Annotated in this window: 14 protein-coding genes; 8 read left to right on the forward strand and 6 right to left on the reverse strand. The window is 33.5% G+C overall.

All coding sequences use genetic code 11. From position 1 onward, the window contains the following. Nucleotides 1-3: 3 nt before the first annotated feature. Complete coding sequence (locus tag CD127_RS04960; protein ID WP_103365979.1) at nt 4-1,107, reverse strand: 5-methyltetrahydropteroyltriglutamate--homocysteine S-methyltransferase; 1,104 nt, start codon at nt 1,105-1,107, stop codon at nt 4-6. 218 nt (nt 1,108-1,325) lie between these two features. On the opposite strand from CD127_RS04960, the gene CD127_RS04965 reads away from it, so the two are divergent. The 4 genes from CD127_RS04965 to CD127_RS04980 all read left to right on the forward strand — a co-directional run bounded on the left by CD127_RS04965 (nt 1,326) and on the right by CD127_RS04980 (nt 4,896). Further along, complete coding sequence (locus CD127_RS04965) at nt 1,326-1,964, forward strand: ribonuclease FAU-1 family protein (protein WP_103365980.1); 639 nt, start codon at nt 1,326-1,328, stop codon at nt 1,962-1,964. A 322-nt stretch (nt 1,965-2,286) separates the two neighbouring features. Next, nucleotides 2,287-3,141 (forward strand): LysR family transcriptional regulator, encoded by an 855-nt coding sequence (locus CD127_RS04970; protein WP_103365981.1) that lies wholly within the window; start codon nt 2,287-2,289, stop codon nt 3,139-3,141. Between the two features lie 46 nt (nt 3,142-3,187). Beyond that, entirely contained in the window at nt 3,188-4,408 is a 1,221-nt protein-coding gene (locus tag CD127_RS04975) for a sugar efflux transporter (RefSeq protein ID WP_103365982.1), read from the forward strand. Continuing rightward, entirely contained in the window at nt 4,408-4,896 is a 489-nt protein-coding gene (locus CD127_RS04980; RefSeq protein ID WP_103298194.1) for a DUF456 domain-containing protein, read from the forward strand. Before CD127_RS04975 ends, CD127_RS04980 begins: the two co-directional genes overlap by 1 nt. A 116-nt stretch (nt 4,897-5,012) precedes the next feature. Here the strand turns inward: CD127_RS04980 and CD127_RS04985 are convergent, their stop codons facing one another. Continuing rightward, nucleotides 5,013-5,702: a DUF1129 family protein gene (locus tag CD127_RS04985; RefSeq protein ID WP_103298195.1), complete on the reverse strand. Its 690-nt coding sequence runs from the start codon at nt 5,700-5,702 to the stop codon at nt 5,013-5,015. 128 nt (nt 5,703-5,830) lie between these two features. Here CD127_RS04985 and CD127_RS04990 point away from each other — a divergent pair, with 128 nt between their 5' ends. The 4 genes from CD127_RS04990 to CD127_RS05005 all read left to right on the forward strand — a co-directional run bounded on the left by CD127_RS04990 (nt 5,831) and on the right by CD127_RS05005 (nt 8,080). Continuing rightward, nucleotides 5,831-6,283 (forward strand): GNAT family N-acetyltransferase, encoded by a 453-nt coding sequence (locus CD127_RS04990; protein WP_103365983.1) that lies wholly within the window; start codon nt 5,831-5,833, stop codon nt 6,281-6,283. Between the two features lie 67 nt (nt 6,284-6,350). Beyond that, the gene (locus tag CD127_RS04995) at nt 6,351-6,899 is read left to right on the forward strand and encodes an SA0632 family lipoprotein (protein ID WP_103365984.1); all 549 of its coding nucleotides are present in this window, start codon (nt 6,351-6,353) and stop codon (nt 6,897-6,899) included. 235 nt (nt 6,900-7,134) lie between these two features. Further along, a complete protein-coding gene (locus CD127_RS05000) occupies nt 7,135-7,431 on the forward strand; it encodes a hypothetical protein (protein WP_103298198.1) in 297 nt (98 codons plus the stop codon). Nucleotides 7,432-7,537: 106 nt separating this feature from the next. Then, entirely contained in the window at nt 7,538-8,080 is a 543-nt protein-coding gene (locus tag CD127_RS05005; protein WP_103298199.1) for a GNAT family N-acetyltransferase, read from the forward strand. Between the two features lie 85 nt (nt 8,081-8,165). Here the strand turns inward: CD127_RS05005 and CD127_RS05010 are convergent, their stop codons facing one another. The 4 genes from CD127_RS05010 to CD127_RS05025 form a co-directional block, all read right to left on the reverse strand. Next, the gene (locus tag CD127_RS05010; RefSeq protein ID WP_103365985.1) at nt 8,166-8,732 is read right to left on the reverse strand and encodes an LOG family protein; all 567 of its coding nucleotides are present in this window, start codon (nt 8,730-8,732) and stop codon (nt 8,166-8,168) included. Then, on the reverse strand, nt 8,729-9,190 hold the full coding sequence (locus CD127_RS05015) for a YaiI/YqxD family protein (RefSeq protein ID WP_103365986.1): 462 nt from the start codon (nt 9,188-9,190) through the stop codon (nt 8,729-8,731). The genes CD127_RS05010 and CD127_RS05015 overlap by 4 nt, the downstream gene beginning before the upstream one ends. A 5-nt stretch (nt 9,191-9,195) precedes the next feature. Beyond that, the gene (locus CD127_RS05020) at nt 9,196-9,870 is read right to left on the reverse strand and encodes a hypothetical protein (RefSeq protein WP_103365987.1); all 675 of its coding nucleotides are present in this window, start codon (nt 9,868-9,870) and stop codon (nt 9,196-9,198) included. A gap of 168 nt (nt 9,871-10,038) precedes the next feature. Next, a complete protein-coding gene (locus tag CD127_RS05025; protein ID WP_103298203.1) occupies nt 10,039-10,908 on the reverse strand; it encodes an undecaprenyl-diphosphate phosphatase in 870 nt (289 codons plus the stop codon). Between the last annotated feature and the right edge of the window lie 152 nt (nt 10,909-11,060).

An 11,060-nucleotide genomic window follows, 5' to 3' on the forward strand; every position in this document is an offset into this window, starting at 1 on the left:
CTATCAATCCGCACTACCCAATAATTCATTCGCCAATTCCACAACATATTCTAACTCCGCCCATTGCTCTTCTTCAGTAAGGCGGTTACCTTCTTCAGTAGAGGCGAATCCACATTGCGGACTAATACAAATATGGTCTAAATCCACATACTGTTGTGCCTCTTTGACACGTTGCTTAATTAATTCCTTATCTTCAAGTTCCGACGTTTTCGATGTAATTAAACCAAGTACGGCATACGCCTCTTTATTAAAATAACGTAAAGGTTCGAAATCGCCCGAACGATCATCATCATATTCTAAGAAGAAACCATGCAAGTGTTCTTTAAACAAATACGGCGCAATGGCTTCGTAACCACCTGAAATCGCCCACGTAGATTGGTAATTACCACGACAAATATGTGTCGTTAAAACTAAATCATCTGGTAAACCGTCTACTGCCTCATTAATTACCTTATACGCTAGTTCTCTAGCTTGTACTTTTTCTTCATCTGTACGTTGACGTCCACGTACTTTTTGAGTGCCTTCAGTTAATCCTGCCCAATACACATCATCGATTTGGATGTAACGTGCACCTAAATCATAAAATTTTTGTAAAGATTGGTGATATACTTTAGCGATATCATGCGCAAAGTCTTCAATATTAGGATAAACCTCTTCATTTAATATATTAGGATGGAATAATTGGTTAGGACTAGGAATGGATACCTTTGCTGTAGCGCGTCCATCTACTTTGTCATATAAAAATTTAAAATGCTCAAAGTGGGGATGTTGAGGGTTATAGCTCACTTTATCAACGACTCTAACATTATGAGGACGTGTTTCTACACCTTCAAATTCTAAACCGTGTTCAGGTGTATAACCTTCTACGCCGTTAATATTTTCTAAGAAATCAAAGTGCCACCAACTACGACGGAATTCGCCATCAGTTATACTATGTAAGCCAATTTCAATTTGTTTTTCAATAATACGTTCAATTTCTTCATTTTCAATTTGTGTTAATTCTTCTTGAGAAATTTCATTATTGTTAAATTTAGCGCGTGCCTCTTTTAAACGTTGAGGACGTAAAAGACTTCCTACGTGATCAGCTCGAAATGGTCTAATTGACATATACAAAACTCCTTTACACTCTATTTAGAATTTTCTAACAATTTAAAATAAAGTTATCAAATACGAGTATTTTTGTCAATTTTCCCTAAAAGATTAATAGATGTAGTAAAATAAATATGAAAAATTAATGACTATATGTGCGAATTGCAATTACATACGACTTAAGATGACATCACTAGGTCAGTTTAATATAATAATGACAAGGAGTTGGTGGCTTTATGAAAATAAAATACATAGATAAACGTCACTGGCGTCGCCTTATTGAACGTGATTACATAGAGGTTAAGGTAAATAATAATAGATTTAAGGGTATTATTGGCTTTGTCACGATGAGGAAGGTTCGTGAACCTTTAGAGGTGACGGTAGTAGGCCAGGATATAGTTGTAGCTAAAGACAACTATCAATGGTTACAAATCTTGCCGGAGAAGAAACGCTATAGTATTACTGCAATGTTTGATGATAAAGGTCAACCATTGGAATACTATTTTGATATTAATATTAAAAATATTACGCAAAAAGGGAATGCGAGAACATTAGACTTATTTCTAGATGTTTTAGTCTTACCCTCCACAGGCGAATATGAACTCGTAGATGAAGATGATTTAGCATTGGCTTTGAAAAATGGACAGATTACTAGAAAACAATATCATGAAGCCTATATGATTGCGCATCAATTGATGATTGAAATCAGTGAGAACTTTTCAGAAGTTAATCAGCGTATTATGTATTGTTACAACAAGATGGTGGGCAAACTGAATAAGCCAAACAAACCAAACAAACCACATAAACCAAGTAAAACAAACCATCATAAAACGTATAAGCATCATATGAAACAAAGCAAATCTCATCCTAAATAGCGCACGCACATCGCGCATAGCACATGTCGCACGTCGCACAGCACGTTACACATCACATGTGGCATATCCGTGCATAGCACACGCGCTTCATACGTCGCATTTCGCAATTGGCACGGAACAACATCGCACGTAGCGCATTGCCCATCATACGCATCGCGCATCCGAACACCATATATCGCGCGTCTATGTGTTCCATGTGTATTCCATGCAACATCTTAAGTGTCGTTTACAGCATTAGTTTAATTAGTATAAATGACCTTCACTATCAATTATCTTAACAGTCATAGCCATATTCGTGGATAAACAGAAGTAGGGGGAAGCTATGAAAATAGAGGATTACCGTTTATTAATTACATTAGATGAAACAAGAACGTTGCGCAAAGCTGCTGAAATTTTATATATTTCACAACCTGCAGTAACACAACGTTTAAAAGCCATTGAGCATTCATTTGGTGTAGATATATTTATTCGTACAAAGAAGCAACTTATCACAACCACAGAAGGTGCAATGATTATTGAGCACGCACGTGATATGTTAAAACGTGAGCGATTATTTTTTGATAAGATGCAAGCACATATCGGAGAAGTCAATGGAACAATATCAATTGGCTGTTCATCATTAATAGGACAAACGTTGTTACCAGAAGTGCTTAGCTTATACAACTCACAATTTCCAAATGTAGAAATCCAAGTTCAAGTAGGATCAACTGAACAGATTAAAGCGAATCATAGAGATTATCACGTCATGATTACACGTGGGAATAAAGTAATGAATTTAACGAATAGCCATCTCTTTGATGATGACCATTATTTTATTTATCCGAAAGAACGTCGTGAGGAAGTAACTAAATTACCATTTATAGAATTTCAAGCCGATCCAATTTATATTAATCAGATTAAAGAATGGTATAATGAAAATCTTGATCAAGACTATCATGCGACTATTACAGTTGACCAAGTTGCGACATGCAAGGAAATGTTAGTCAGTGGTGTGGGTGTAACGATTTTACCTGAAATTATGATGAAGAATATTGATAAGAATTTATTTGAATTTGAAAAGGTCAATATCGATTCACAACCACTTATCCGTTCAACATACATGAGTTATGACAGCAGTATGTTACAACTTCCACAAGTTGAATCATTTGTTACGCTCATGCTGAACTATATTCGATAATAGTTTCTAAATATTGCAATTGATTCGAAGAACTGAGGTGTAGTCTATGTTTACAGCATTATTGCATATTAAAAACTATAAGTTATTCGTTGTAAATATGATGTTATTAGGAATGGGGATTGCCATTACGGTGCCTTATTTTGTTTTATTTGCAACAAAGGAATTGGGTATGTCTACGAACCAATTCGGACTACTGTTAGCCTTAGCTGCAGTCAGCCAATTTACGGTGAATTCTATTGTAGCGCGTTTTTCCGATACCCATCATGTAAATCGGAAAGTCCTGATTATAAGCGCATTATTGATGGGAGCCATCAGCTTTTCAATTTATTTTTATATACATAATGAATGGCTATTTATTATTGTATATGCCATTTTCCAAGGGTTATTTGCACCTGCTATGCCTCAACTTTATGCATCTGCAAGAGAATCTATTAATGTATCCTCGTCTAAAAATAATGCCAAATTTGCTAATACCGTGTTACGTTCTATGTTCTCATTTGGATTTTTATTCGGTCCTTTAATCGGAGCATACTTAATTCAATATTTAGGCTACGCGGGCTTATTCGGTGGTACTGTTATCATTCTTTTATTTACATTAGTACTTCAAATCTTCTTCTATAAAGATTTGAACTTAAACGCTCAAGAACAAGTGGGCGGCACGACAAATGTTGAGAAAACAGCGCCGAATATGTTGAAAGACAAAACACTTTTTATCCCATTTATTGCCTTTATTTTATTACATATTGGTCAGTGGATGTATACAATGAACATGCCTTTATTTGTGACGGATTATTTAAAAGAACAAGAAGGGTATGTAGGTACATTGGCAAGTTTATGCGCCGGCTTAGAAGTTCCATTCATGGTAATACTAGGTATTCTATCTGCGAAACTTGCGACACGTACATTATTGATTATTGGTGCGATTAGTGGCGGCGGATTTTACTTTAGTATTGGTGTATTTGAGAACATTTATATGATGATGGTTGGCCAAATTTTCTTAGCACTATTTTTAGCTATCTTGTTAGGACTAGGCATTAGTTACTTCCAAGACATTCTACCTGATTTCCCAGGTTATGCATCGACACTTTTTGCGAATGCTATGGTCATCGGTCAATTGCTAGGAAATTTATTAGGTGGTGCTATGAGTCATTGGGTTGGTTTGGAAAATGTCTTCTTCGTTTCAGCAACATCTATTTTCTTAGGCATGATCCTAATCTTCTTTACTAAAGATCAAAAATATACAGAAGCGGATGTGAGAGTAAAATAATGTCAGCAATTTTATGGATTTTAATTATATTAGCGTTCATCATCGCTTTTATTGGATTAATTAAACCGCTTATACCATCTGTGCTTATATTATGGATTGGCTTTTTAATTTATCAATTTGGCTTTCATGATAAAGGACTATCGTGGATCTTCTACGTAGCGATGATTATATTTACCGTCTTTATTTTATTATCAGACTTTTTAATGAATAAATATTTTGTTAAACGTTTTGGTGGTTCTAAATTAGGTGAATATGTCGCGTTAATCGGTGTTATTGTAGGATGTTTTGTCTTACCACCATTCGGAATTATTATCGTACCATTTGTAGCTGTATTAGTCGTTGAATTAATTCAAGATTTTGATTTTGGAAAAGCGCTGAAAGCAAGTTTCGGATCAGTAATGGCATTCTTAGCAAGTACAGTTGCACAAGCCATCATCATGGTTATTATGGTCATTTGGTTCTTTATTGATGTATGGTTTGTAGGATAATTTAAATTGAAAATATATAGTCACACGATACGAAAAGCCCATAAATGCGCTTATGCATTTATGGGCTCTATTTATATCAATAGTATTTATTTTGAAAAGATAGAAAAATAATTAACCTACAAAACGGTATTTGAATCTTGATTGCCAAAATGATGTTCAATATAAAAAGCAATCGGCGTAATAATAAGCGACATAATAATAAAGGCCCAATTACTAATACGAACATAAGGACCAAAATTTAAAAACGATTGTGGAATAAAAATAACGTAAAATAACGCAATTATTAATAAAATAATGAGTCCATAATTAAACACCCATATCCAGTGAGAATTATTAAAACTCTGCAATTGAACCGTTTTAAATATGACGAGAATGAATAAAAATATAATAAAAATACTAACAATTACAGTAAGAGGAAATGAATATAAGTAAACATCATTGTTATCTCCACCGATAAAGAAACCTATGAACCCTTTGAAGAAGCAAAATATACCGATTAGAAACATAAAATTACGAAAAATATACTTAAAGATATTTTGAAATGTTTCATTTGGTAGCGATTTAATTTCTTTCTTCGCATGTGCCTCAGGATCATGATTGAAATATTCTAAAGCTAATGTGCCTTCTTGTTCGGCAGCGAGTAGTTCCTTTAAAATACGATTAAGCATAAGCTCACTATCGTGTGGATTAACACGTAAATCAGCACGGACATACGTCATGTAGTTTTCAAAAATTTCTCTATCTGTATTATTTAGGCGTAATGATTTAACATTATTTTCACGTGCTAACTTGGCAGTGGATTTCATTTGTTATTTAATCTCCCTTAACGTCTAAACTTTTTTAAATTTAAAAAAATAGATTAATATATGTTAAATATGGATAATCATATCATAGTTAAGTATAGAATATAATCTGAAAATAGAGGATAAAGTTTATGCAAAAGTTAAAAATTGAAGATACAAAATGGATTGAAACGATTGCGAGACTCCATGAATATTATTTAGAACAACGTGAAGTGGATTATAATGCCACACGTATGTCGATTGCTTTAAGACAAGAAATGATTATTCGAAGACTTCAGTATAGCGACGATGTGATATTTATAGAACTTGATAGCCAAACAGCATCACAATTAATTGCTTTTATTTGGGGGCATCATGAACGAAGCTTCGATACAGTAATAACGGAAATGTTATATACGAGCCCTCATTTTCGAGGAAAAGGGTATGCCAAACAGTTAAAATTACAATTAGAACAATGGGCAGTTGATCAAGGCGCTTCAGCGATAGAAGGGACAGTAGACGCTAAAAATGAAGAAATGATTCACATTAACAAAGCGAGAGGATACGAAGTCAGCCATCTCAAGATGCGTAAAGACTTGAGGTAATCCAATGAACAGATTTTTAATTCGTGTTAAAATAAAGTGTATTGACTTGTAATTAAAGGAGACAAACATGAAGAAATGGTTAGTACTTTTGCTATCTGCAACACTCATGTTATCTGCATGTGGTAAGAGTGACGAAAGAGCATCATTAGAACATGATATTAAGCAATTGAAAAAAGAAAATGATGAGTTAAAAAATCAGAAAAAAGATTTAGAAAAACAAAAAGCGAAGTTAAATGATCAACGCGAAAAATTAGAAAAAGATGTAGACCATTCTGTAGCGACTGAATCAGCTAAAAAAGAAGACGATAGTAAAGAGAGCAATAAATCGAAGGAGTCTTCAGATAGTTCAAGTAACGAATCTAGTAACTCATCAGAGTCAACATCTTCTCAAGATACTCAAAGCAATGATTCATCTGAAACATCATCAAATGAGAATTCAAACGCTCAAAATACTAATAATAGCGGAGATAAGTCTAATTCCAATAGTAGTAATGAGACAAGCGATTCTACTCAAAATTCAACTACTGATAATAACTCAACTGAAGATAATAGCTCATCTAGTGAACAAAATGGTTCAAATGACTCAACTCAAGATAATCAATCAACATCTAATTAATACATTCAATTAGTACTTATGAGCGATATAAGCACGGTATGTAAAAAGTTTGATTATAATTGAGGTAGGGTAAAAGTAAGACAAATGCTTACATTTGCAAATACAACTCGTACATAATAAAAAATCGTATTAATAAACGATGAATATATGTAGTTATGAATTATTCATAATAATGAAATTTCAAAAACTAATCTAGTTATAATTTTAAATAAAAACAATATTGGAGAGATGACTTATGCATGAACAAGATTTTCACATTTTAGAAGGCCGCGACATCACATTACCAGAATTAGGTCGTGAGATTGAAAACATTACTGGTCGTACAATCGTAGACTCTACTGGTGAAATTAAACGTGTCGTTGCACATTTACCAAACTTTGAATCAGATACAGATACATTTGTAGCGACATTCAAATTAAATCATCGCAATGATTTTGTAGATGCGACATTTATTGCACCGAAAGATCAACGTGACCGATTAAAAGAAATCCCGGTTCACATTAAACTTATCAGTTATATTTCAAAAGCTTAATTAAGAAATTTTAATAAAATGAAGTATAAGTAAAGTGTGTTATGGACCTTTCAACCATATCGCACTTTTTTAATAATTGTATTTTCTCTGTACTGAGGTGGTCGTAATGGTAGTTTATATTGAGACAGAAAGATTAAAATTACGCGATTGGGAACAAGAAGATTTATTACCTTTTCAAAAAATGAATGCTAACCCACAAGTGAGACGTTATTTCCCAAGCTTATTAAGTTATCGCCGTTCAGAATTAGATATGAAGAAGATGGATGAGATTCTGAAGGAAAAGGGTATTGGTTTATTTGCAGTCGAACTTAAAGAAACGGGAGAATGGCTAGGGTATATCGGCGTGAATTACCTGCCTAAAGATAGCAAATACCCATTCGATGAATTGCCACTATATGAAATTGGTTGGCGTCTTATCCCAGAAGTTTGGGGCAACGGTATTGCGACAGAGGGTGCAGAAGCTGTACTCGAATTCGCAAAAGAAAAAGGCATAGAAGAGGTATATAGCTTTACAGCTGAAGAGAATTTACCTTCTAGAAAAGTAATGGAAAAAATTGGTATGACCTTTTACGACAACTTTGAATTACCAGAATTAAGCAAATACCATATGTTAAAGCGACAAATACGTTATTATAAAAAATTGTCTTAATAAAATAGACAAAAAAGCGACATTGAACAGGATGTGTGGTATCTATCCTCAATGTCGCTTAATTATTTATCTTATTACTGCCTAATTAATCATATGTACGAACGCCTAAAGGTTTGTAGTTTAACAAGCCTTCAATTAATTCTTCTTTTGTATCATAAAGTGGCGCTAAATCTTTATATTTTTTATCAATAAAGCCTTCGCCAATCATATGAGCAATCAATTGTTGAAGCGGTTCAAAAAAGCCGTTTAGATTGAAAACGCCGATAGGTTTTTGATGAATACCGATTTGTGCCCAACTATACATTTCAAAGAATTCTTCAAGTGAGCCCGCACCACCAGGCGCCATTACAAAGGCATCCGCTAATTCCGTCATTTTTTCTTTACGTTGATGCATTGAATCCACTAGAATCAATTCACTTACTTTTTGACTCGTAATTTCACGCTCATCTAACATTTTAGGCATAACACCAATCGTATGCCCGCCATGATCTAATACACCATCTTGAATAGCGCCCATAATACCAACTGAACCAGCGCCAAATACTAATTCATAACCTTGTTCAGCCATATACTTACCGAATTTATAGGCTTCTTCAACGTATATAGGATCATTTCCTTTACTTGCACCACAATATACCGCAATACGTTTCATATTGTATCCTCCTTCAATTGTTGAATAACTTGATTAAATGCAACTCTAAATTGACGTTTATCTTCTTTTGAAAATGGGGGAGGCCCTTTATGTCGACCACCTTGATGTCTAATAAGTGCGTTATTATAACGTTGTTGTAACAACATATCTATATTTTGATTATCATAAATATGACCTTTATGATGCATCACCACTCGAACTTTAGATAATAGTAAACTAGCAAGACCATAATCTTGTGTAATGACAATATCATTCGATGTGGCTAGTTGAATGATTTTATAATCTACGGCATCAGGCCCATCATCTATGTATAACGTCTTTACATGTTCAGGATAAACCTTATTTGAAAAGTGACTAAAACTACGTAAAATTGTAACAAAAATGCCTGTCCCAGTAGTTAATTCAATAACCGAATCGACTACTGGACAAGCATCACCATCAATAAATACTGTTGTCATAAAAATTATGCCTTAGTATAATCTTCTTGTTTATTTTGAGTTGCTACACTATCAGCATCATAATCTTTAAGTTTTTTCATTTCTTTGATGCGTGCTTTTTCTTGTTGTTTTTGAAGTTTCTTCTCTTCTTTATGACGTTTATCAATATTCTTTTGAAGTTTTTTATCTAATTTGTTAACTTCTTTTTTATTTTCTTTTTCTAGCTTTTCGCCTTTTTTCTCAGTTTCATCATCAAGTTTACCAGGTGTTAAGCCAACTTTTTCTTGATAATTTTGAGTCTTTTTCAATTCTTTAATACGTTGTTTTTCATTTTTTTCACGTGCTTTATCTTCTTCTTTGTGGCGTTGTTCAATATTTTTTTGAAGCTTTTTATCCATTTTGTCAGCTTCTTTACGATTTTTCTTCGCTAATTTTTCGCCTTTTTTCTGAATGTATTTCGGATCATTTTCTTTCGCAATTTTTTTCAATTCGCGTTTATTATCGAATTCTTGTTTTTTATCACCAAAATAATCTTTAACATCTGAAGCTTTATCAGCAATCGCATGTGAAGCATTTGATGTAGCGTGTGAAGCTTTTTGAACGTCAGGATGAGACTTAATGCGTTTACGTTCCACAATTAGTGGCACAAGAAAAATTGGTAATACATTAATCGTTGTTTTAATGATCGTCTTTTTGTCCATACTCGTTGCCTCCATTAATTTTACTATATCTCTTCAATACCCTATGATACATGAAAGTAAACGAGGGCACTAGCGGAAACACTTGTTGTTGAGAGCGCTTTTAAAAATAAAAAAAGAACAAGAAATCGTATTATTAAATAGATTTCTTGTCCTCGTTTTAAGCTAAAATTAAATATGTTTACCAATTCCGAAGCCGAAATAAAGAATTGCGATAAAGATAACTAACACGATTCGGTAAATAGCGAACGGAATTAATTTAACTTTATTAATTAAGTGTAAGAATGTTTTGATTGCGATTAAACCAACAATAAACGCAGCTAAGAATCCGATTAAGTAGAACGGAATATGTGCAAGTTCAATGTATTGGATGTTTTTAACTAATGATAATGCACTTGCTGCTAACATAATTGGCACAGCCATAATGAATGTGAAATCTGAAGCCGATTTATGGTCTAATTTCATAAGTACACCTGTTGAAATTGTAGAACCAGAACGACTGAAACCAGGCCACATTGCTACTGCTTGTGAAATACCAATTACGAATGCTTGAAGATAAGTAATTTGGTCCACAGTTTGTGGGTTCTTAACTTTAGTGCTAAATCTATCTGCTACAATCATGTAAATGGCACCAAGGAATAAACCAATCATAACAGTAGGAACACTGAATAGATGTTCTTCAATAAAGTCGTCGAATAAGACACCTAAAATACCTGCTGGAATCATACCAACTAATACGTGTAATAAGTTTAAACGACGTGGTTTAGAACGGAATTCTTCATTAATAGAAGAATTTCTATATTTACCAATATGTAACATTTCGAAATAACGCTCACGGAAGACCCAAGCTGCCGCAAATACAGAACCTAATTGGATTACAACTTTGAAAGTGAAAGCTGAATGAGGGCCTAGAAATTCAGTTGATTTTAACCACATATCATCAACTAGAATCATATGTCCCGTTGAAGATACTGGCGCAAACTCAGTTAACCCTTCAACGATACCTAGGATTAAAGCCTTGATAAACTCAATAATAATCATAAGTAACCTCTTTCTTTTATTAAAAAATTAAATTTTTGTAGTCTTAAAATATATTGTTGTCAAAATTCACTTTATTATAATATCATATTAAATTAAAGCTTTGCTAATGATATTAAAGTAGAACACTATAATCACCATAAAAATAGAAAGAG

Origin of the sequence: Staphylococcus petrasii, assembly GCF_002902565.1 — a bacterium.
Lineage (GTDB): Bacteria > Bacillota > Bacilli > Staphylococcales > Staphylococcaceae > Staphylococcus > Staphylococcus petrasii.

What these genes read in the sequence shown, in the direction of transcription:
- CD127_RS04970 (WP_103365981.1), top strand. Translation starts at nt 2,287, where the DNA reads ATGAAAATAGAGGATTACCGTTTATTAATTACATTAGATGAAACAAGA.
- CD127_RS04985 (WP_103298195.1), bottom strand. Translation starts at nt 5,702, where the DNA reads ATGAAATCCACTGCCAAGTTAGCACGTGAAAATAATGTTAAATCATTA.
- CD127_RS05015 (WP_103365986.1), bottom strand. Translation starts at nt 9,190, where the DNA reads ATGACAACAGTATTTATTGATGGTGATGCTTGTCCAGTAGTCGATTCG.
- CD127_RS05000 (WP_103298198.1), top strand. Translation starts at nt 7,135, where the DNA reads ATGCATGAACAAGATTTTCACATTTTAGAAGGCCGCGACATCACATTA.
- CD127_RS04960 (WP_103365979.1), bottom strand. Translation starts at nt 1,107, where the DNA reads ATGTCAATTAGACCATTTCGAGCTGATCACGTAGGAAGTCTTTTACGT.
- CD127_RS05010 (WP_103365985.1), bottom strand. Translation starts at nt 8,732, where the DNA reads ATGAAACGTATTGCGGTATATTGTGGTGCAAGTAAAGGAAATGATCCT.
- CD127_RS04990 (WP_103365983.1), top strand. Translation starts at nt 5,831, where the DNA reads ATGCAAAAGTTAAAAATTGAAGATACAAAATGGATTGAAACGATTGCG.
- CD127_RS04975 (WP_103365982.1), top strand. Translation starts at nt 3,188, where the DNA reads ATGTTTACAGCATTATTGCATATTAAAAACTATAAGTTATTCGTTGTA.
- CD127_RS05005 (WP_103298199.1), top strand. Translation starts at nt 7,538, where the DNA reads ATGGTAGTTTATATTGAGACAGAAAGATTAAAATTACGCGATTGGGAA.
- CD127_RS04995 (WP_103365984.1), top strand. Translation starts at nt 6,351, where the DNA reads ATGAAGAAATGGTTAGTACTTTTGCTATCTGCAACACTCATGTTATCT.
- CD127_RS05020 (WP_103365987.1), bottom strand. Translation starts at nt 9,870, where the DNA reads ATGGACAAAAAGACGATCATTAAAACAACGATTAATGTATTACCAATT.
- CD127_RS05025 (WP_103298203.1), bottom strand. Translation starts at nt 10,908, where the DNA reads ATGATTATTATTGAGTTTATCAAGGCTTTAATCCTAGGTATCGTTGAA.
- CD127_RS04965 (WP_103365980.1), top strand. Translation starts at nt 1,326, where the DNA reads ATGAAAATAAAATACATAGATAAACGTCACTGGCGTCGCCTTATTGAA.
- CD127_RS04980 (WP_103298194.1), top strand. Translation starts at nt 4,408, where the DNA reads ATGTCAGCAATTTTATGGATTTTAATTATATTAGCGTTCATCATCGCT.